The sequence below is a fragment of the Niastella soli genome, assembly GCF_017742245.1.
GTDB classification, from domain to species: Bacteria; Bacteroidota; Bacteroidia; order Chitinophagales; family Chitinophagaceae; genus Niastella; species Niastella soli.
Genome location: NZ_JAGHKO010000001.1, coordinates 1,887,103 through 1,910,275, shown reverse-complemented (window position 1 = coordinate 1,910,275; position 23,173 = coordinate 1,887,103). Strand labels below are relative to the sequence as shown.

Genomic DNA, 23,173 nt, shown 5'->3' with positions numbered 1-23,173 from the left:
AGAATAATGATATTAACATTATAAACCCACCCCTACCCCTCCCAGGAGGGGATGCCTCTAAACAAGCATTAACTAAACGACATTGAATAGGCAATGGGCAATGGGTGCATTTCTTACCAACTTCCAAACCTTATCACCCTGATCAACCCTATCAACCCCGTCACCTCTATCAACTGCCCTAAAATGTATAACGAAGCCCCACCTGCATTTGCCAGCGTGATGGAAGATCGGGACTGGCAGAGAAGGTAGATTTCAATGAAGGATCGAACTTATAAACCGGTGTATTTCCGGTATAGGCAACAGACAATGGTTGAAAATAGCCTGAGGTTGTTGCATATTTCACCACACCCCAGTTGCTGTTCAGTAAGTTACCTATGTTCACAAAGTCGATACTCAATTGCAGCGTAGATGGCTTTTGTTTCGGTGAAAAAATAAGGTCCTGGAGAATACGCAGATCAACCTGACTTAACCAGGGGTTTTGCCCCGCATACTTCTCTGTATATTGGCCGCGGTGTTTGCTCAGGTATTTATCATTGTTTATAAAACTTCTGAACGCGTCCCGCTGTGCTGCTGCATTCTGAACAATTCCATTTACATCGGTCAATGGATCAAATGGCATGTTATTGATCTCTGCATCTGTAGGCACATAGAGCAGATCGTTTGTATTGGTTCCATCATGATTGATATCACCACCATACACATAAGCAAACCTGTTTCCTGAATTCCAGGAACCAAATAAGGAAACAGTAGTGGCCCATTTCTCTGCATAGCTAAACTTTTTTGAAAAGGCAGCCACAATACGATGGGTATTACCATACAGCGAATGTGACAATACAGCCTGGTTGGCGTTGTTCAAAATTGGATTCCGATCAAAGGCATCACTTGAAATTTCTGCAGAAATAGAACTGGCGTCCTTTGCGATGAGGTAATTATAACCTACCATGGCATACATACCATTTCTAAAGACCTGTTGCGCCTGGAAGGTGCCATTAAACTGATAACCCACGCTGGTATTGGTAAAGATATAGGCATTGGTGGTGCCCTGGTCGGCTGGCAGGTACACTTTACGTGTATCGCCTGTACCGGAATTTAAAGTACCGGTAGGCGTTCCCAATTTATAGTTACGAACCATCATCCCATTCACATCTTTGGTATAGGCAAAGTCAACGGTGAATATGGTCCCAAATGGTATTTTTACATCTGTTCCGATATTGGAGCGCCATACCTGTGGCCATTTAAAATCACGGGCGGTAACATTGTAAAAACCGCTGGTAGGATTGCCTATATGATTGCCGATCCATACAAACGGGAACCGGCCGGTAAATAATCCGGTCCCACCACGCACCTGCACCGTTTTATCACCTTTTACATCCCAGTTAAATCCTAAACGGGGCGAGAACAATGGTTTCTTATCTGGTAATTTAGTGTTATCTACATCTTTACCAGGACCATTGGTGACCTGTTTGCCATCTTTATCAAATAAAACCAGGTTATCCTTATTAGGTAAAGTTGGTTCCCCTTCATCATATTTGCCCGTGAACGTACCATCGGCATTCATAATTGGACTGCGGTAGCTGGCGTTGAAATAAAATGGTATATCCATGCGCAAACCAAGTGTTAACCGGAAATGATCGGCCACCTGCCACTCATCCTGTATATAGGCAGATGCCTGGGCAACTGTTAAATAATACCAGGTCCATTGGTCTGCAATGCCCCTGTTGCGGGCATAGTTAACATCCACGTCTAATGGATAAGCGCCAAAAACATAGTTTCCGCTTACCGGCACGCTGTCGAGAAATGTTTTTATATCATTACTTCCGAATATGGCAGGCCCATACCCGGCTAAGTTAAATGAGTTGGCAAATTTGAACGATTCAAAAGAAGCCCCGGCAGTAACTGTATGGTCCTTGAAGAACATATTGAAATTGTCGGTGATCTGGAAGGCGTCCTGGTTCAGCCGGTTGTTGATGGAAAACGGTTCATGTCCCGCAGCAATATACCCCACTCCGTTTTTAGTTATATTAAGAACAGGGAATGGCGTGGAAAACGGATTGCGTTTATCCCGGAATGTTGTATACACCACTCTTAACTTATTGGCGTAGTCGCTGCCAAAGGTCGACTTCAACTCGGCGCCAAAAGATTGCAGCTTGTTCACCATCTCGTATCCGGAGTTTCTGAATTGAAGGGTTGTAGCATCGGGGCCCCGCCGGCCGAGGGCGCTGGGATGCGCAGGCTTATCTTTTGTCGCATCTAACCCATTATACGTAAATGATAACCGGTGTTTGTCATTAATATTCCAATCGAGCTTAACCAGCCATTTATAATTCTTTTGGTCCAATGTAAAATCCTGGTAGGGACCGGTCTCATAATTAAACTTGCTTTTTAATATGCTGCTTACCTGCTGCAGGTCCGACTCCAGCACGCGGCTGGTATTGGGTTTACCAACATTGCTGCCGTTTTGGGCTACATAGGACGAGGCCTGGTCCTTCCGTTGTTCAGTTTCGAAACTTACAAAATAGAATAATTTATTTTTTATAACGGCACCGCCTAATGCAAAACCTGCCTGTAGCTGTTTCAGGTCGGGCAATACCAGTTTATTTTTTTCAACCTTTTTCCCGGTCAGGGATTGATTCCGGTAGAATCCATATACAGTTCCTGAAAAAGTATTACTGCCCGATTTGGTCACCGTGTTCACCCCTGCCCCCGTGAAACCCGCCTGGGTTACATCGTAGGGCGCTATGTTCACCTGTATTTGATCGATGGCATCGAGGGAAATGGGTTGGGCGCCGGTTTGTCCGCCAGGTGTGGGGGCATCCAATCCGAATGGGTTGTTGAATACGGCCCCATCGAGAGAGAAGTTATTATATTGCCCGTTACGGCCTGCAAATGAAAGTCCATTATACGTGAACGAAGCAGATGGTGTTAACCGGATGTAATCGTCGGCAGAGCGGGAAATGGTAGGCAATGCCCGTAATTGCCGGCTGGTGATGTTGGTGGAAGCGCCGGTTTTCTTATTGTCAAAAATGGTTCCTCTGCCGGTAACTGTTATCTTTTCCAGTTCGGCTGCTTTTTCCTGCATTTGAATCTCTACTGAATTGTTCTGTCCCAATTCCAAAAAAACATTATCAGTAAGGGATGACTGATAATTTATAAAAGTAACGGTGACGGTATAGGGACCGCCCACACGCAGGTTGGGCACCGTAAAACGGCCGTCACCCTTTGTTGCCAACGTTTGTTTGAAACCGGCATCGGGATACTCAATAACCACCGTAGCCGATGGCAAAGGCGCTCCCTTTGGATCTTTTACAATGCCGCTTAGCGTAGCAGTGGTAACCTGGGAATATAAAGCCGGTGTACATAGTAAAAAAACAAGGAGGGCAAAAATGTAGTTTTTGTGAGCATCTCTTTTCATAGCAGTTTTTTGTTTGTTTATGAATACCAGTCTTGTGTACTGTATTTCTTCCTATTGAAGGGAGGGATCATTGCACGAAAAATGAGATACAGATTAATTGATGCTGTGCATTTTACAGAAGGTAAGTTCCCGGATTTTTACATATGGAAAGAAGGCCACTCATGCGTCTGCTTCGTAGAACACGATCCGGATAGCTGGAATTAACAGTAGCCTAATTTAAGTAAATAAATTGATTGTATATGTAATTTTCCTTCAAGTATGCTACTCAAACTGATTTTCTAGCAAGGATTTTGCATATCTGTAAACGCCGCCCCTGTGATGAACCAGGATGCGTCCCTTTAAAAATCACTAATATGAAAAAGATCAGTCTTTTTGTAGCATTTATCTGCCTGGTTACCGTATCCAAGGCCCAATTAAAAGCCGCCGTTGTTTGTCCCCCTTTTGAAGTTGACCTTTTAGATGGAAAAGTGAATGGCCTAAAACCCAATGCCATTGCAGGCCTGATCAAGGGCAAATGGCCTTGCTTTACCAGTGTTACCACCGACAGCGCCAAATGTGGTGAAGCGGTTTATTACAAAGACAAAGGCATTACCTTTTTTACGGCAAGAGACTATGTGGAAATTACGGAAGGCTTCAAGGGAAAACTCAGCGTACCTTTACTGGGAGCACCTCGGGGAAGTTTGTTTAAGACATTAGGTAACCCCATAATGAAAGACGCTTCCTGGGATGCCTATCAAACCAACTATGGCTGTCTGATCCTATATTTCAATAAAGCGAATAAATGCCGGTTGATACAATTCAGCACTGAAGGAACCCATTCAATTAAGTTGTGTAATTAGGTCTATAGCGAATCACTCAATAGATAAGATCCAGAAGTAGGAGGCTAGCGAATTTTCTTACCTCATACTTCTGGCTTTATACTTCCGATTTCAGACTCCTTAAAAACTGTTGTTTAAAATTTCTGCCAATGGGCAAAGAGATAGACTGCACATTCACCTCTTCGTTATTATAGCTTACTATCTTATCAACCGAAATAATGTACGATTTATGAATGCGTACGAATTTATTCTCCGGTAATTTTTCTTCCATATACCCAATACGCTGATAGGTGATCACACTCTTGCCAGGTGTAACTATTTTTACATAGTCCTTTATGCTTTCAATATAAATGATCTCCTTCAAAAATATTTTCACCAGTTCTTTATTCACTTTAAAATACATGTACGCTTTTTCAAATGCTTCCTCCCGGTTCTCGATGGCAGCGGGTTGTTTCAGGATATTATACTGATGGTATTTTGAAATAGATTTCAGGAACCGTTCAAACGTTACGGGTTTAACCAGGTAATCAAGCACATCCAGCTCAAACCCTTCAACCGCAAACTCGCGATAAGCGGTGGTCAATATAATACGCGGTCTTTCCTGTAATGATTTTATTAACTCCAACCCATTCATTCTGGGCATTTGAATATCGAGGAACAGGATATGAACGGGATATTTTTGAATAAAAGCAAATGCCTCCAGCGCATTGCCACACTGACCGATTATTTCAAGGTCGTCCATCTTATCAATATAAGAAGCCAGTAACTCCCGGGCAGGCGGCTCGTCATCTACTATAAGACATTGTATTTTCACATCAGCTTTTTTTAATTTTAAGTATAGTTAAAAACGACTGGCCTTCACTCATGCATTTATATTCATGCCGTTCGGGATAAATGATCTCCAATCGTTTTTTTACATTTTCCATACCTATTCCTTTGTACACTGCATGGCCATTATAGGCATCTGAGATCCGGCTGTTCTCGATCTTTACTGTAAGCCAGTCGTCTTTTACCGAAAGATCAACCCGGATCCAGCTATTCCCCACATCATTACTAACGCCGTGTTTAAAACTGTTCTCCACCAATGGCAATATCAGGAGAGGTGGTATGGTGAACTGATCAACGGAATCAAAACAATTCACGGCCACATCGAGGCGCTCGCCATACCGTATTTTCTCCAGTTCAATATAGTTATGGATGTATTCCATTTCCTTGCTCACGGGAATGAACTCCTGACGGCTGTCATACAACATATAACTCAATAATGACGATAACCGGTAAATAAGGTCCGATGTTCTGGGGCTGTTCTTTAGCGACAGCGAATAAATATTATTGAGTGTATTGAAGATAAAATGGGGCTGCACCTGGTTCTTTAATAATTCCAGTTGCGCAATGGCCTTATCGCGTTGTAATTCCTGGGCAAGCCGTTGTTGTTCGTACCAGGCCCTTAAAAAATAGAACATGGTATACAGAGCCACAATCAGGTAAATGTTCACCCCCTCGATCAAAAGTTTGGGAAACCACCAGTAAGAAGTGGTCTTCAACCCCTCTGGCCAATAATGGGGGTAAGTATAGAAATAGTTAAATGCACGCCGGATGAGAGTAAATGCCACCAAACCTACTACAAAACCGATGCGGAAAGCAACAATTCTTTTTTTAAGCAGGAACTTCTTTATCAATACCTCAATGGTGAACCAGGTAGCCATACCGGTAATGGGCACAATTACGGAGGCATTAATGAGGTAACGGAGATACTCACTTGAAAGTGCAGCCTGCCCCAGCCACTCGTACAAAAAGTAAAGCAGCCAAAACAAAACACTTAACCTTACATTGCTTTTGTTGTAATGCATACCCCGAATTCTTACCTAAGTTACCTAATAATCAACAAAATGCGGTACACTCTTAGACAAACGACCTATCTGTACCACGAACGGTAATTTAGTTAGGAGTTCCGGGTTCAGTGTTTCCGAGTCCTAAGTTCAGTGTTCTAAGTTTAAGTTATTAGGTTCGTAGGCCTATTTCGTTACTACTACAGCTAGCTAATGCAACCCTGTATTTGGCATCAATAAGTCAAAGAACTTCCATATGCCGACAGACTCCCACTCGTCGGTATACGAATTTCAAAGATAGATGCAAGTGATTTCCACTTTTTAATAAATGGGGCGATGTTCCCGGATCGATGGGATGAAATTCCCGATTCATGTGACGGATGGTAATTTCTTCCCGGAATTACCTTTAATGGTGTGACGGAGCGAGGAAACCGGTGTGACGAATGGTCGAAATCCGGTGATGTTTGCTATTTTCTTCTCTTTGCCTCCTCGGATCCTCCTCGATTCCCCCCCGAAAGACCTCGAATTCCGAGGACCCAAAGAGGAGGCAAAGAGGTACCAAAGAGAAACCATTGAGATAGCATTGAGGTCGGATCGAGTCCGGAAACGTGAGATTTGAAAGTATTTCCTTCAAAAAAACCTCCCGAATAAATCGGAAGGGTTGTGCATATAAAAAATTTTCAATACTTACTTAAGTGCATTAAACAACACTTCTACGGGGTGTAAGGCATGTTTACCGGTGCCATCCAGCACCTGGTGGCGGCAGCTGGTGCCGGGCGCTGCAATGATCACCTCCGCCGGTTGTTTGCGTACAGTGGGGAACAAAACCAGCTCCCCTATTTTCATCGACAGGTCATAGTGCTCTTTTTCAAAGCCAAATGAACCGGCCATACCGCAACAACCTGATGGGATGGTTTGTACCGTATAATTTTCCGGTAACGACATCATTTTTACCGATGGGGCTGTTGATGACAATGCCTTTTGCTGACAATGTCCATGCAACTGGATCACTTTCTTCTCAGTAGTAAATTGTTCTTTGCTAATAGCACCTTTCTCTATTTCGCGGGCTATAAACTCTTCGAAAGTGAATACATGCTTAGCCAGTTGCCGGGCGGCTTCCAGTTGTTCATCTGTAGCCAGGTCAATGTACTCATCCCGGAAGGTGAGAATAGCCGATGGTTCAATACCTATGAGCGGCGTTTCTGCTGAAACTATTGGGTGTAAAAGTGCAATATTTTTATTGACGATCTCTTTTGCCTTACGTAACAATCCTTTCGACAACCAGGTTCTGCCACTTTCCAAATGTTGTGGTATAACCACGTCATAACCCAGCTTCTCCAACAACTGAATGGCCTTTATTCCAATCTCAGTATCATTATAATTCGTAAACTCATCACAGAACAGATATACCTTTTTCTGTATTCTTTCTGCCTTCTGCCCGCTGCCTTCTGCCTTGTTTTTCTTATACCAGCTTTGTAAAGTGGTTTTATACAAGGTGGGCATACTGCGTTTCACCGCAAAACCAGAGAACTGTTTTATCCATTTTCCTATCACTGGATTAGTAACAGCAAAATTGTATAACCCTGGTGCAATGGCGCCCAGCTTTGCCGATGCCGAGAAATTGGCAATCAACTTTGAACGCATGGGCACACCATTCGCATCATAATACTGTTGCAAAAACTCTGCTTTCAGTTTGGCTACATCCACGTTCGATGGACATTCTGATTTGCAGCCTTTGCAGCTCAAACACAGGTCCATTACTTCATAGATCTCTTTATGATCAAAGCGATTGACCTTGTCGGAATGCGTAAGCATTTCGCGTAAAATGTTGGCCCTGGCGCGGGTAGTGTCCTTTTCATTTCGGGTAGCCATAAAGGAAGGACACATGGTTCCACCCGATAAATGCGTTTTACGGCAGTCGCCCGAACCATTACATTGTTCGGCGTGCTGCAACACATCCTGGTTATGATACCGGAACACCGTTTTAAAGGCCGGTGTTTTTTGGCCCGGCGTATACCGCAACATACTGTTCATGGATGGGGTATCCACGATCTTGTTGGGGTTGAAAATATTGTCGGGGTCCCAGGTATATTTAACCTGCTTTAGTAATTGATAGTTCTTTTCGCCCACCATTTGCGGAATGAACTCACCACGTAAGCGGCCATCACCATGTTCACCGCTTAATGAACCGGAATATTTTTTTACAAGGGTAGCTATTTCTTCAGCAATGATGCGGAACAATGCATTCCCTTCTTCCGTTTTTAAATTAATGATGGGGCGTAAATGTATTTCACCTGAACCGGCATGCGCGTAATGCACCGAATACAGGTTATGTTTCTTCAATATTTCATTAAAGTCGCGGATATAAGCTGGCAGGTCGTTTACATCTACCGCAGTGTCTTCAATTACCGGCACGGCTTTTTCATCGCCCGGTAAATTACTCAACAGCCCTAATCCCGCTTTGCGTAACGTCCAGATCTTTTTGGTATCGTCGCCAAACAGCAGTGGAAAATGATAACCCAAGCCAGCTGCCCGCATTTCTTCTTCTACTTTTTTAGCAGTTGCGGCTATTTCTTCCCGGGTGGCGCCGGCATATTCCACTACAAGGATGGCCCCGGGATCGCCCTGTACAAAGAAACGGTTCTTGCGTTGCTCTATATTATCTTTTGTGCATTCAAGTATATAATGGTCTATCAGTTCGCTGGCGCGGGGATTATATTTCAACGCGATCAAATTGGCGCGCAGCGATTCATCAATTGAATTGAAGTGTACACACAGCAACCCGGTTTCTTTGGGCGGCAGCGGCACTACGTTCAATTTTATTTCGGTAAGGAATGCCAGGGTACCTTCTGAACCGGCGATGAGGCTGCAAAAATTAAAATCGGGGCCACCCGCAGTAAATGGCGCCATCTCCAGCATCACATCCATTGCATAACCCGTATTCCTGCGCTCAATGCTTTGCTTGGGAAATTCTTTTCTGATCTCAACCTGGTTATCGTAATTGCTTAACAGGCTGCGGACAGTTTTATAAATATTGGCCTCCAGCGTATTGCCTTCGCACTTTTTATGGAATTCATCGATATCCATGGACGAAAACACGGCTTCGGAACCATCGCTTAGTAACGCTTTTACTTCAAGCAAATGTTCACGCGTGCTGCGATATATTACTGAATTGGAGCCACAGGAATTGTTACCCACCATACCACCGATCATGGCGCGATTGGCGGTTGAAGTTTCTGGGCCAAAGTACAGGCCATGCGGCTTCAGGAACAGGTTCAGCTCATCCCTGATAACCCCGGGTTGAACACGTACCCAATGTTCGGCCGAATTCAGCTCCAGTATTTGTGTAAAGTTTTTGGAAACATCTACTATGATACCATTTCCCACTACCTGCCCCGCAAGGGAGGTACCCGCCGTTCGCGGTATCAGCGAGGTTTTATGAGTATGGGCAAAGCTGATCAGCTTCTTAATATCATTTATATTTCGCGGTATGGCTACGGCCAGGGGCATTTCGCGATAAGCCGAAGCGTCAGTAGCATACAAAACCCGCATTGTTTTATCAAAATACAAGTCACCTTCGAGGTCTTTAGCCAATTGCTGTAAAGAATTGTTCATGAATCTTCTCCTTTGATTGGGGCCGCGCAAGCGGCGTGCAAATTTACTCCATTACGATTGGTTTGGGACAAACGGGCAAAATATTAGATAATTTTCAAAAATTATTTGCTTAATACTCAATTGATTAAGAAAATGTCATTTACTGGCGTTATCAGGAAATCTTATAAAGTGCCGCGCAATTACTAATTGAGGACCCGTTGCTGCACCTTTCCCCACTGCTATGGCGGCACACAGTCGCGAAGTTGCAGAGAAACAGGGCAAGGCTTCAGATGCCCGGTCAAGAGGGTCCGATCATCAGTTCTGCCATGCTCTTTACTTTCCCGGAACCTGACAAAATACTACTGATGGACCCAGCGGGGAAAACAGTCAGCCTGATGAAGCAACTACTCCCGGATCGTCAGCAATGTGACAAGCTGCCGTCACATTGCTTCTCAAAAAACTTTGTAACTAGTTATAACAACCGAAATGTGGTGATGTTTATATGGTCCCTGCTAAAAAAAGCTTAATATGATTGTCACGCAGACGTTTTTAAAATTAATTTTCATTAATACTCCCTCTTTCATACATGACATTATTTATCTTGTAGTTCCAAAACCGCAGGCGATCTATCAGGGAAAAAAATAGACAACCGCTTTACCAGAAATTTATCTTGTAATGCAACACTTACAGAAGAAATCTGGTAATACAGATATACACATGAGAAAAAATTAACTGCATAATGTTAAAACATGCTGCTTTCGTATTAGCTTTTGCGGCCCCTATACTCTCGGGGAAGGCGCAAAACAATACTCCTGCCACGTTGCCAATCATTGTTAAAGCCGGTGATGTTTATAATCCTTTTATTGAAAAACAATCCCGTTTGTATAATGGGTTTGAACACCTGGGCTATTCCTCCAAAATAAAAGGTCATGCATACTTTCTGCAAAGAGAACTGTCAACAGGCACTCTTGTATACGATGGTCTGGAGTTTGCCAATGTGTCTATGTTATACGACCAGTTAAAAGATCAGGTGGTCATTCAACACCACAACGGGTTTTCAAAAGTTGGATTGATATCAGAAAAAGTACAATCATTTACCCTGCTTGATCATCACTTCATTCTTTTAAAGGCCGATAGTGCTTCCGGGTCGCCAATTATTACTGGCTTCTACGATGAAGCATATACCGGTAATACAAAAGTGCTGGTAAAAAGGGGAAAGGTTATTGAAGAAACGATCAAGGACGAAGTAGAACGGGAGTTTATTCAAACCAATGCAGTGTTTATTAAGCAGGAAGGCAGGTTTTATTACATCAAAAATTATAAAACCCTTTTAACTGTTTTAAAAAATAAAGCGCCGCAGGTAAAACAATATCTCCGCAAGAACAGGATCAAATTCCGAAAAAACCCGGAAAACGCTATCGTGAAAGCTGCTGCCTATTATGATCTGATAAACAAGTAACATGAGAAAACTGCAACTGCTTATATTAATTAACCTTCTTTTCCTGGTTAGCCTCTCCATCTATGCACAACCTGGCTCAAAAAGAGTGAGCATTGAACTGCAGGGAGCGCCTGTTGATAGCCTGATCATGGAACTGGAAACACAAACCGGCTATCACTTTTATTATGATGCCGCCCAGTTCGACAGCCTGCGTATTAGCGTATCTGTCACCAATGTATCGCTGCAAAAAGTGCTGGAGCTGGTATTTGCCAATTCAGAATATCATTTTGCCATCCCGGAAAAACAGCACTATGTATTACTCACTAAAGGTGCTATTATAAAGACCACATTACCACCTGGTTTCTTATCTGCTCCAACAACAGATACGCTGCAAGGAGTGCCCCCCTATTATGGCGATAAAAAGAAAATCCGTGTAGACGCTTCTATAGAAAATAAACTCTTTGAGATCGGTATCCGAAATAACAATCCAGGTACAGGTTCGGTGGTCATGGCCGGTTATGTGCGAAATATAAAGACCGGGGAACCGATAGCAGGCGCCACTATTACATCCCTGAATCCTGCAGTAACGGCGGCCACAGACCAATATGGCTACTATTCTATCACCCTGCCTAAAGGCCGCAATGCGCTCTCCATTCAGGGTATTGGCATGAAAGATACACGGCGGCAGGTAATGGTATATTCAACCGGCAATTTTAATATAGATATGGATGAGCGCGTTACTTCATTAAAAGAAGTGATCGTTTCTGCACAAAAGCTGGCCAACGTTCGTAATGTGCAAATGGGTATTGACCGCCTTACCATAAAAGCCATCAAACAGGTACCAACTGCTTTTGGGGAAGCCGATATTATAAAAGCAGTACTTATGTTGCCCGGAGTAAAAACCGTTGGCGAAGCCAGCACTGGCTTTAATGTACGCGGTGGATCAGCCGACCAGAACCTGATCTTATTTAACGATGCTACTATTTACAATCCCTCGCACTTTTTTGGCTTCTTCTCCGCATTCAATCCCGAAGTGGTGAAGGATGTAGAACTTTATAAAAGCAGTATACCATCCAAATATGGCGGCCGTCTTTCGTCAGTGCTCGATATCAACAGTCGTGAAGGCAATAAAAAGGAATTTGCAGGGGTAGCAGGTATTGGCTTACTTACCAGCCGCATTACCCTGGAAGGTCCAATTAAAAAGGATAAAACTTCTTTTATTGTGGGCGCCAGAACAACCTATGCCAACTGGCTGCTACAATTTCTCCCCAATGAATACAAACACAGCAAGGCTTCGTTTTATGACCTGAACCTGAACATCAGTCACCAGTTCAATAAAAATAACAACCTGTATATAACAGGGTATTTGAGCAAGGACCGTTTTAACTTGAACAGCGATACAACATATGGTTATAGAAATACCAACGTATCCCTAAAATGGAAACACCTATTCAATAATAAACTTACCATGGTGCTTACTGCCGGGCACGATCATTACGACTACGGAATAGGCAGCGATAAAGACAGCCTATTTGCATACAAAATGAAATTCGACATCAACCAGTATAATTTCAAAACTGATTTCAACTGGTATATCAATGCCAACCATACGGTTGATTTTGGCATCAGCTCCATCCGTTACCTGCTGCATCCCGGCACGTATGAGCCCAACAGCAAACCATCGCAGATAATAGCGGATAATATGGAAACAGAACATGCCCTGGAAAGCGCCGCCTACCTCAGTGAAAAATGGAATATTACCGATGAATTGTCACTACAGGCAGGATTACGGTATTCCATCTTCAATTTTCTTGGCCCCAAAACGGTAAATGAATATGCGCCCGGCTTACCCGTAACTGATGACAACCTGCTGCAACAAACGACCTATGCAAAAAACAAATTCATTCATACCTATCAGGGGCCGGAATACCGGTTGGCGCTTCGTTACAGCATCACCCAAAGCTTTTCGGTAAAAGCCGGGTACAATTCACTACGGCAATACATCCATGTTTTATCCAATACTACCGCTATTTCTCCCACAGACATATGGAAATTGAGCGACCCCAATATTAAACCCCAATTGGGCGACCAGGTTTCGTTTGGTCTATACAAGAACTTCAAATCGAACACCATCGAAACTTCGGCGGAAGTATATTATAAGAATATAAAAAATTACCTCGATTACAAAAGCGGAGCACAGTTGGTGCTGAACCACCATATTGAAACAGATGTAATAGGCACTAAAGGAAAAGCCTATGGAGTAGAGTTGATGGTTAAAAAACAGACCGGCAAGTTAAATGGATGGATCAGTTACACCTGGTCGCGCATACTGCTGAAAATGGATGATTCTACCAAAGGTGAGTTGATCAATAATGGCAAGTATTACCCCGCCAGCTATGATAAACCAAACGATATTACCATGGTAGGTAACTACCGGTTCAGTCACCGGTTTAGTGTTTCCATGAATATCACTTATAGTACGGGCCGTCCCATTACCTTACCCATCGGGCGTTTCTTTTATTCCAACTCCTGGCGGGCTTTATATGCTGATCGCAATGCGTACCGTATTCCCGACTATTTCCGCACCGACCTGTCGATGAATATTGAAGGCAATCATAAAGTGCATCAGAAAACCCATAATTCCTGGACGGTGGGGATATACAACCTTACTGCCAGAAGAAATCCATATTCAGTGTATTATGTTTCAGAAAATGGCGCTATCAATGGTTATAAGCTGTCCATTTTCGGTAATGCCATTCCGTTCGTAAACTTTAATATCAGGTTTTAAACCATATAATAAATGAGAAAGACCGCATACTGCTGCCTGATGATGCTGCTACTTTGTTGCAAAGACAAATATGATGCGCCCGTAAAAGCACCTGTTACCGGTTACCTGGTTGTAGAAGGCTATATTAGCGCCAACGGGCCAGCTGAAATTCATTTATCCCGTTCCATTCCCCTGAACGACACAGCCAAACTCATTAACGAAACGCTTGCTAAAGTTCAACTGCAGGGGCGTGATAATTCTTCTTACAACCTTGCTGAAACACCCGGTGGTAACTATATCAACAATCTGATAAACCTGAGCCACAGCCAGCAATACCGGTTGTACATTAAAACAAAAGAAGGGAAAGAATATGCTTCAGATTATGTAAACGTGAAGATTGCGCCACTCATTGATAGTGTTGGCTGGGTAAAGGACAACGGCGGTTTGCAATTATATGTAAATACACATGACACGAAAAACAATACCTGGTATTATCGCTGGACAACCGAAGAAACCTGGGAATATCACTCCTCGTATTATACTGCCCTCGAATTTTTGAAAGACCCCACCACTCATGCTATCGTAGGGGTTAAATGGCGCAGACCTGATATGCAGCGAATAGATTCTTTTTACACCTGCTGGAACAGTCAGAACTCAACCAGCATTATACTGGGTTCTTCGGCCAAATTAGGCATTGACAGTATACATAAACCGGTGGCATTTATAGAGCCAGCCTCATACAAGCTGAGTTATTTATACAGCCTGCTTGTAAAACAATATGCACTCGGAAAGGAAGAATATGAATACCTGGATAAAATGAAAAAGAATTCAGAAGAAACCGGTAATATATTTGGCCGCCAGCCTTCTGAGCTCAAAGGCAATATTCACAGTCTGTCCAACCCCAATGAACCAGTGATCGGTTATATCGGTATTGCCAACCGCCAGGAAAAGCGAATATGGATCAACTGGTTTGAGATTCCCGATTGGAAATTTTATTTGCAATGTGAAGCAGAAATAGTAAAGGTGGAGGATATAAGAGAATTCACCCATTTAATGCCTACTATGCCGATTGACTACGGACCCGGCGGCATAGTCAGTTACCTGGGGGTCACCAATTACTGTGTAGACTGTACGTTACGTGGCGGCAATACAAAAAAGCCATCCTTTTGGCCATAACCTGTTTTCGGAACTGTTCAATCAATACAACAATATATCAGGTTTTAAACCCTATAATAAATGAGAAAGATCGCATATTGCTGCCTGATGCTTCTGCTGCTGCTTTGTTGTAAAGACAAATATGATGCGCCGGTAAAAACATCTGTTACCGGTTACCTGGTTGTAGAGGGCTATATTAGCGCCAACGGGCCAGCTGAAATACATTTATCCCGATCCATTCCCCTGAACGACACGGCCAAACTCATTAATGAAACACTTGCTAAAGTTCAATTGCAGGGGCGTGATAATTCTTCATTCAACCTTGCTGAAACACCCGGCGGTAATTATATCAACAACCTGATAAACCTGAACCACAGCCAGCAATACCGGTTGTATATTAAAACAAATGAAGGCAAGGAATATGCTTCAGACTATGTAAATGTGAAGGAAGCTCCCCCCATTGATAGTGTTGGATGGGTAAGGGACAATGGAGGTTTGCAGATATATGTAAATACACATGACACTAAAAACAATACCTGGTATTATCACTGGACAACCGAAGAAACCTGGGAATATCATTCGTCTTATTATACTGCCCTCGAATTTTTGAGAGACCCCACCACTCATGCCATCGTAGGGGTTAAATGGCGCAGACCGGATAAAAAGTACATAGATTCGCTTTTTACCTGCTGGGGCAATCAAAATTCAACCGACCTTATACTGGGTTCTTCAGCCAAATTAAGCCTTGACAGTATACACAAACCCCTGGTATATATAGAGCCGGCATCGTTCAAATTAAGTGTATTGTACAGCCTGCTTGTAAAGCAGTATGCGCTAAGTAAAGAAGAATACGAATACCTGGATAAAATGAAAAAGAATTCAGAGGAAACAGGCAACGTCTTTGGTCGCCAGCCATCTGAACTTAAGGGTAATATTCACTGTCTTTCCAATGCCAATGAACCGGTGATTGGTTATATTGGAATTGCCAACCGAATGGAAAAAAGACTTTGGATTGACCGTTGGCGGGATGTACCGGACTGGCAATATTATTTACTGTGCGATATAGTAGAAGTACCTGTGTCTGACATAAATAAATTCACAAACTATATGCCTACAACACCGCGCGACATCAGCCGCACCGGTGATATTATAAGCTATGTTGGAATTACTCCTAACTGCGTAGATTGTAGATTACGTGGCGGCAAAACTAAAAAACCATCTTTCTGGCCATAACCTACTTACCTGTTTAACAACCTGTATACATGAAAAAAATCAGCCAATATATATTCTTACTCCTGACCCTGGTGCTGTTGTTAAAAAATAAAACACAAGCACAGGAAATATTTATGGGGGTACCTGAACAGTTCAAACAATACAGCAATAGCACCCACCTTGAAAAGATGTATGTGCATACAGATAAAAACTTCTATGTAGCAGGTGAATTGTTGTGGTTTAAAATATATAATGTTGATGGCATCTTATACCAACCAGTTGATCTGAGTAAAATTGCCTATTTAGAAATCCTTGACAAGGACAATAAGCCGGTAATGCAAACCAAGGTACCCCTCACCAAGGGTAAAGGTAATGGTTCATTTTTTTTACCGGTATCTATCACGTCGGGTAATTATAAATTACGTGCCTATACTAACTGGATGAAAAATTTCAGTGCCGCTTTTTATTTTGAAAAACCGGTTACCATTGTAAATACCTTAAAAACGCTAACAGTTCCTGCAGCAGATACCACCAAATATTACCAGGTGGCCTTCTTCCCGGAAGGTGGTAACCTGGTAAAGGATATTACCAGTAAAGTTGCGTTTCAGATTACTGATCCTTCAGGCAAGGGAATAGCATGTAAGGGAATGGTATTGTCAGAAAAAAATGACACCCTGCTTTCTTTTCAATCATTCAAATTTGGCATGGGCCATTTTATGTTCACGCCTGCCAGCACCCAACCAGCTAAAGCAGTGATCACGCTGGCCAATGGCCGTACCATTGTACAAAACTTACCCGCTGTTTATGAACAGGGGTATGTGATGCAACTGGTTGAAGAAACAGCCGGCTCTATTAAGGTTACGGTTACCAGCCAATCAGCTCCTTCACAACCCGTATACTTATTTGCCTGTACCCGGCAAACTATGCAGATTGCCGAAAAACAAACCATTACCAACGGGGTGGCTACTTTTTTGATAGACAAAACTAAACTGGCAGAAGGAGTTTCTACACTCACCGTTTTCAATGAACGCCAACAACCGGTTTGCGAGCGTTTGTATTTTAAAAAACCACAACAGGTATTAGCCGTTGCAGCCAGCAGTAATGCCGCAGCATACGGAAATCGTAAACGGGTGGCCCTGGCGGTAAACACGCAACATGCGAATGCCCAAACCGGTTCCCCAGCCAATTTATCTGTAGCAGTATACCGCCTCGACTCATTGCAAACTGTAGATCCTAATTCTGTATTGAGTTATTTATGGCTTACGAGCGAACTGACAGGCAATATTGAATCACCTGGCTGGTATTTGACAACAGACAATGAAGAAGTAAAAGAAGCTGCCGACAATTTATTACTGGTACATGGCTGGCGCAAATTTGACTGGGACCACGTATTCAACGATAAACGCCCGGCATTTGAATTTGTGCCTGAATTCGATGGGCATATCATTAATTGCCAAATAAAAGGTAACGATCCTAATGCCACACTTAATGCTGCAACTGAAGCCTGGCTGTCGATACCAGGTATCCCATTGCAGTTCTATAATTCCAAAGCAAGCGAAAGGGGGAGAATATATTTTGATGTAAGGGATTATTATGGCCAAAATGAGATAATTATACAAACTGATAATCCCGACAGCAATTACCACCTGGAGGTATTAAATCCTTTTTCGGAAAAATACAACGAGGCTATTTTACCGGCATTTTCGCTGTCTGATGTTGCCCAACAATCATTAAATGAGCAAAGCATTGGCATGCAGGTGCTCAATACGTATGAAGCAAATAAAATAAGCCAGTTTACCTTACCGGCTATCGATACAACGCCATTCTATGGAAAACCGACCAAGGTGTATAAGCTGGATGATTATACGCGCTTCACCACTATGGAAGAAGTGCTGCGCGAATATGTGCCCGAGGTGGCCATACGTCGTTTTGGAGGGCAATTACATTTAAAGGTATTCGATTATGATTCCCATGATTTTTATCCTACAGACCCGCTTATTTTATTGGATGGCGTTAAGGTTGATAATAACATATTGTTGGGCTATGATCCGTTAAAAGTGAATAGGCTGGAGGTGGTTACCAATAAGTATATCAAAGGAGAATTTAATTATCAGGGTATCGTAAATTTTACTACTTATCATGGCGATATGGAAAGCCTGAAACTCGATTCCAAAGCAGTGATCCTTGATTATGAAGGACTGCAATTGAAACGCAACTTCTATTCACCCGTATATAAAACTGAACAACAGGCAAGCAGCCGCTTACCGGATTTCAGAAATCTGTTGTTTTGGGAACCCGATGTGCAAACCGACGCCAGTGGCAATGCAACTGTTGAATTTTACACCAGCGACATGAAAGGGAAATATGTTGCCGTTTTACAGGGTATAGATGAGGCCGGGTATGCAGGCAGCTACTATTTTACTTTTGATGTAACAGGCAAATAACTCTTGAACCAATTAATATTATAGGGTACAGGATGGTACTTAAAAGGCGCAGGAATCCCCCAACCTAAAACATACATCTAAAAGTCTGCCATATAGAACCGTGAAAAACAAACAACATATTTCATGAAGCACTTATGAATCTGTTCTATTATTAATTAAATAGGCAGCTTCTATAAGTGCTTCCAGTTTTTCATAGAAGTAAATATGATCATTTCGTTGCTGACCTTCCTGTGAAATGCTACGGCTGCTGCTTACAACTTCTACCATCCAGTTCCACAACGTTTGCCGCACCTCCTGCAAATGATAATACTCGAAAAAATTATCGATGACTAAGCGGGGATTCTTTACTTCTTCTTCATTTAGCCGAAGTGGTTGATTATGCCAGTCAGGATGTTTATTCAGGGATCGCATAGCAATATGGTTAATAGTGAAGGAAAAATCCATTGAAACAGGTAAAACAAGCTTAAATCAGCTCCCCTACCGTTGCAATCCCCTGATAATGCTCAAACGAAGATAATAAATATTTTAATATGATGTAGTATACCACAGCTGAAAAATTAAAAAAAAATTTCATCTTAACCCTCTAATACTATACCATTGGCTGCTAATCACCACCAGATTTTGAAAACGTTCGGCGCTAACCTGCGTCAGCTTAGAAATGAAAAGGGCTTGAGTCAGCGCGACTTATACGCACTTTGTAATATTGACAATGCTGAAATAAGTAGAATGGAGAACGGAGAGGTTAATGTTACACTCAATACACTGGCTCAATTGGCCGAAGCGTTGGATATTCCTGCTTATTTGCTTCTAAGGCAGTAATATTCAGTAGGCATTGGCCTAAATAAAGTTCCCTGTTATCGAGGGATCCAGATAATTTTGGCACCGCTGTAAAGGCCCATGGAATCCAACAAAAAAGCAGGATCATAGATATGTCCTGCTTCATTCATTGAAATGCTCAATATGTTTATACCCTTATAGGAAGCGTGTTATCTTACTTTACAAGCGTTGTAACACTAAAGGGAAGTTGAAATTTATACTACCTTTTTCACCAGGTTTTCTGCAGCCCATCGCTGTACCTTGGGAAATGCTATATTAAACCATGCCGTATACTTCTGGGGGTGCGATAATAAAGTAGCTTCTATTTCTTCAAGGCTTTTATAACAATAGTCCTTTACTTCCATCGGATCGGGCGCTATTTTACCCTCATACATCCCAATAAAAACATGATCAAATTCATGTTCCGTTAATCCATGTTCAAACTCGGCCTGGTATACAAAATCGAAGATCTTTTCCAATAAGGTAGTGAACCCCATTTCTTCATTTAGCCGTCGGGTGGCTGCCTGCAGGGTATCTTCTCCCGGGATCGGATGGCTGCAGCAGGTATTGGTCCATAAACCACCGCTGTGGTATTTACCTGCGGCCCGTTGCTGTAATAGCATTTCGCCTTTACTATTGAAAATAAAAACGCTAAAAGCACGATGCAATACGGCTTTGCGATGCGCCTCCATTTTTTCCATTATACCAATGGGCTCATCCTGTCCATTTACCAATATTACGTCTGTTACTTTACTCATTGCACAAAGTTGCTAAATAATCATGGTGTTACCATGGTTTAAAAGCATAGAAATAGCCTGTTTATTGAATAAGATAAATTCAATACTTAATAAGGGAGGTAAATGAAACACAGCCTATGGCATCGATTCCCGACAGATACAGCATATCCCTTACTGGTTTGATAACGCTATAACCAGCCTTATTAATGCCGCTCTATCTGCGTTTTCAACAGCTTACGGGCAAAGTGAATACGGCTCTTTATCGTACCCAAAGGTTCACCCAGCATATCTGCAATTTCATGGTATTTAAACCCATCAAAATATAACAGAAACGGATTCCTGAATATCTGTGGCAGGTTATGGATAGCTTCCTGAATATCCTTTAACCGCAAATTTGATTCAGCATTATTGGCAACAACACTTTGAGTCTGGTTAATCAGAAAATCATTAGGAGTACTATCAAAAATAGTATTCTGTTTAACTTTTCTCCGGTAATTGTTAATAAAGATATTGCGCATGATAGTATACAGCCACGCTTTGATATTAGTGCCTACACTATACTTGTCCTTGTTGGCCAATGCACGAAACAACGTTTCCTGAAACAGGTCTTTCGCAGCCTCTGAGTCTCTCGTCAACGTTATTGCAAACGGCTTCAAAAACTCCGCATTGTTCACCAGCATTTGATTAAATTCAACCGTCGACATAAAAAAGTTGTTTAAATAATTACATCACAAATTTAAACAGAAATCGCTTACGGAAAAAATTCAGGGAGCTTAATAATTCTATAAATAATCAAACCAGCCTCACCTGGCAGGATATGACAATACAGAAAATCCCTACCCCTATTATGATTGACGGTTAATAGGCTGAAATATTTGTTAATAAAATGAAAAAGGATTGGAAAATTTACGGTAAAATGAGAGTTACAAGGCAGCAATAAACTCTAAAACCTCTGACAATGAGCGTTTTAAAAGAACGCCGGCGGGTAATTTCTTCATATTGCAATTGGTAAGCTGACCCGAAACAATGATCTGTACCTGAGGAGCGTGTTGATGGATCTTGGTAAGAAATTTCTCAAAATTAAAATTACCGGCAATACAGGTCAGGTGGGTATACAGGTAATCGGGTTGTTTATAGGAGGTTATGAATTCCAGATCGTGAAAGGGCACATTAGCACCCAGATATATAACCTGTACACCCCGGCTTTTGAGGAGGTAATAAGTGTACAACAACCCCAATTCATGATATTCGCCCTCCGGCAAAAAAAGGATCACCTTTTTATTAACCGCAATATGAGATACCACGCTTTCGATACCAACGATCAACTTTTGGCGAATAATATTGGTAACCACGTGTTCCTGAGCCGGATGAATATGGCTGGCCTGCCATAAAATGCCTATTTTATCAAGAAATGGAAAAATCAGAAAGCTAATCACCTTATCAATACCTTTCGCCTGGATAAAAGTATCCAGCAGATCTTCAAATCTTTCCAGGTCGAGATCAATCATATATTGCAACAGATCGTTCACCAGCCGTTCCTGCTGGGCCTCAGCATGAGAAAGCGTTACAATCTTTTCCCGCACCTCTTCAGAGCTCATCTTGTCGATATGGGAAATTTTATACCCATATTTATTAAGCAGGGCAATATTGAGGACTATTTTTAATTCCTCATTGGTGTAATAACGAATATTGGTAGAAGTACGCTGCGGGCGTAAAAATGAATAGCGTTGTTCCCATATACGAATTGTATGGGCTTTAATACCAGAAAGATTTTCCAGGTCCTTTATGGTAAACGCATTCATATACAATTAAATACAAAGTGCAAGGTTAAATTGTTTAAGCTACGGCAAAGAATCTCTCCCCCTTAATCAAAACAGGAAGGTACTGAGCAATACCGAAACTTACAAAATTGATAATCAATAAGTAACCTGACTTTATATATTATATCTCAAGAGAAGGAAACATGATAGGAAAATATAATTCAATTCCCATCCGGAATAGTTTCAACCGTTTTATGATTATCCTGATGATAAGCGTGAGATATATTAAGGCCGAGACATTAAAAAGTACCCTGAACTTTCTTAAAAAATAATTTCGCATTGAGATTTGTTCAACTCTTTCCTTGCCAAGAAATACCTCTAACACTTTTTTAAACAGCGGCAATACAACTGGTATTTTATCCCAGTTCGTATATCGGACACCTTCATACCGATACCCTGAATTATAACTATCAGGGACTTGATTTTTATAATAATCCCAATTGTTACTCACCTCCGAAAAGCTGGCCAATCCGCCATCCTTTTTGCGAAAACATAAATCATAAGAACCATCCAACACAACCCATCCTTTTGAAGTTTTTGCTTCAACCAAAATATGTCCACCATACATATTACCTACTTTCATTTGCGCAATACGATTAGGGATCTTTAACTCATTTAAAATATAACTTAAAATGAATGCGTAGCTACCACACGCTCCATCAGCTGTCATCAGATCAACCGTAACAGGATGGATCAAAGCTTCCCAGGAATTCAATTTCTTATTTTGAAAAATAAACGAGCGGGTATCCCCAAGGTATTTGGAAAGATGTAAGCTTTGTAATAATAATTTTTCTTCTTTGTTTTCTGACTCAGGCACTTTCTCAACAACGTAACCAGCTATCGATTTAAAAAGCTGATTCTCATAATTATCTTCCATATAAAAATAAAGAAGACAGGCTAATAGAAAGCCATTTATAAAAAACAAAGCGTACCTGCTTTGAAGCACTTTTAATACTCGAATTACGAAGTGCGTCCGCGATTGTTTCAATGTATGGATTTAAATAGTTAACACATAGACAGAAATCCTGTCATATAATTAAAATGCAAATTATAAAGTTTATAGGTACAACCCTATAAGAAATTACACTTATTTCTTATATGTGAAAAGGACACGGCTAACACGAAGAGGAT

Annotated in this window: 16 protein-coding genes; 7 read left to right on the top strand and 9 right to left on the bottom strand. The window is 41.9% G+C overall.

Annotated features, from left to right (window positions below; genetic code table 11):
• Positions 1–178: 178 nt before the first annotated feature.
• The gene (locus J7I42_RS07945) at positions 179–3,412 is read right to left on the bottom strand and encodes a TonB-dependent receptor (protein ID WP_209138238.1); all 3,234 of its coding nucleotides are present in this window, start codon (positions 3,410–3,412) and stop codon (positions 179–181) included.
• Between the two features lie 353 nt (positions 3,413–3,765).
• Between J7I42_RS07945 and J7I42_RS07940 the strand changes: the two genes are divergently transcribed.
• Positions 3,766–4,251 (top strand): hypothetical protein, encoded by a 486-nt coding sequence (locus J7I42_RS07940; protein WP_209138237.1) that lies wholly within the window; start codon positions 3,766–3,768, stop codon positions 4,249–4,251.
• A 76-nt stretch (positions 4,252–4,327) separates the two neighbouring features.
• Here the strand turns inward: J7I42_RS07940 and J7I42_RS35535 are convergent, their stop codons facing one another.
• The 3 genes from J7I42_RS35535 to J7I42_RS07925 form a co-directional block, all read right to left on the bottom strand.
• A complete protein-coding gene (locus tag J7I42_RS35535; RefSeq protein WP_209138236.1) occupies positions 4,328–5,044 on the bottom strand; it encodes a LytR/AlgR family response regulator transcription factor in 717 nt (238 codons plus the stop codon).
• 1 nt (position 5,045) lies between these two features.
• On the bottom strand, positions 5,046–6,080 hold the full coding sequence (locus J7I42_RS07930) for a sensor histidine kinase (protein ID WP_209138235.1): 1,035 nt from the start codon (positions 6,078–6,080) through the stop codon (positions 5,046–5,048).
• Positions 6,081–6,746: 666 nt separating this feature from the next.
• Positions 6,747–9,674, bottom strand: coding sequence for an FAD-binding and (Fe-S)-binding domain-containing protein (locus J7I42_RS07925; protein ID WP_209138234.1), 2,928 nt, complete (start codon positions 9,672–9,674; stop codon positions 6,747–6,749).
• Positions 9,675–10,392: 718 nt separating this feature from the next.
• Here J7I42_RS07925 and J7I42_RS07920 point away from each other — a divergent pair.
• From J7I42_RS07920 to J7I42_RS07900, 5 genes are read left to right on the top strand one after another with little or no spacing between them, the layout of a single operon-like run.
• Positions 10,393–11,112 (top strand): hypothetical protein, encoded by a 720-nt coding sequence (locus J7I42_RS07920; protein WP_209138233.1) that lies wholly within the window; start codon positions 10,393–10,395, stop codon positions 11,110–11,112.
• 1 nt (position 11,113) lies between these two features.
• The gene (locus J7I42_RS07915; RefSeq protein ID WP_209138232.1) at positions 11,114–13,879 is read left to right on the top strand and encodes a TonB-dependent receptor; all 2,766 of its coding nucleotides are present in this window, start codon (positions 11,114–11,116) and stop codon (positions 13,877–13,879) included.
• Between the two features lie 12 nt (positions 13,880–13,891).
• Entirely contained in the window at positions 13,892–15,034 is a 1,143-nt protein-coding gene (locus J7I42_RS07910; protein ID WP_209138231.1) for a DUF4249 domain-containing protein, read from the top strand.
• 60 nt (positions 15,035–15,094) lie between these two features.
• Positions 15,095–16,246, top strand: a complete 1,152-nt coding sequence (locus J7I42_RS07905) for a DUF4249 domain-containing protein (RefSeq protein ID WP_209138230.1) — start codon at positions 15,095–15,097, stop codon at positions 16,244–16,246.
• Between the two features lie 29 nt (positions 16,247–16,275).
• Positions 16,276–18,669, top strand: coding sequence for a hypothetical protein (locus tag J7I42_RS07900; RefSeq protein WP_209138229.1), 2,394 nt, complete (start codon positions 16,276–16,278; stop codon positions 18,667–18,669).
• 132 nt (positions 18,670–18,801) lie between these two features.
• On the opposite strand, the gene J7I42_RS07895 is transcribed toward J7I42_RS07900, so the two are convergent.
• Positions 18,802–19,080: a hypothetical protein gene (locus tag J7I42_RS07895; RefSeq protein ID WP_209138228.1), complete on the bottom strand. Its 279-nt coding sequence runs from the start codon at positions 19,078–19,080 to the stop codon at positions 18,802–18,804.
• A 210-nt stretch (positions 19,081–19,290) separates the two neighbouring features.
• Between J7I42_RS07895 and J7I42_RS07890 the strand changes: the two genes are divergently transcribed.
• On the top strand, positions 19,291–19,488 hold the full coding sequence (locus tag J7I42_RS07890) for a helix-turn-helix domain-containing protein (protein ID WP_209138227.1): 198 nt from the start codon (positions 19,291–19,293) through the stop codon (positions 19,486–19,488).
• Between the two features lie 212 nt (positions 19,489–19,700).
• Here the strand turns inward: J7I42_RS07890 and idi are convergent, their stop codons facing one another.
• The 4 genes from idi to J7I42_RS07870 all read right to left on the bottom strand — a co-directional run bounded on the left by idi (position 19,701) and on the right by J7I42_RS07870 (position 22,919).
• Entirely contained in the window at positions 19,701–20,243 is a 543-nt protein-coding gene (gene idi / locus J7I42_RS07885; protein WP_209138226.1) for an isopentenyl-diphosphate Delta-isomerase, read from the bottom strand.
• Positions 20,244–20,425: 182 nt separating this feature from the next.
• The gene (locus J7I42_RS07880; protein ID WP_081144569.1) at positions 20,426–20,926 is read right to left on the bottom strand and encodes an RNA polymerase sigma factor; all 501 of its coding nucleotides are present in this window, start codon (positions 20,924–20,926) and stop codon (positions 20,426–20,428) included.
• Positions 20,927–21,145: 219 nt separating this feature from the next.
• Positions 21,146–22,024: a MerR family transcriptional regulator gene (locus tag J7I42_RS07875; RefSeq protein WP_209138225.1), complete on the bottom strand. Its 879-nt coding sequence runs from the start codon at positions 22,022–22,024 to the stop codon at positions 21,146–21,148.
• Between the two features lie 139 nt (positions 22,025–22,163).
• Entirely contained in the window at positions 22,164–22,919 is a 756-nt protein-coding gene (locus J7I42_RS07870) for a hypothetical protein (protein WP_209138224.1), read from the bottom strand.
• Positions 22,920–23,173 lie beyond the last annotated feature (254 nt).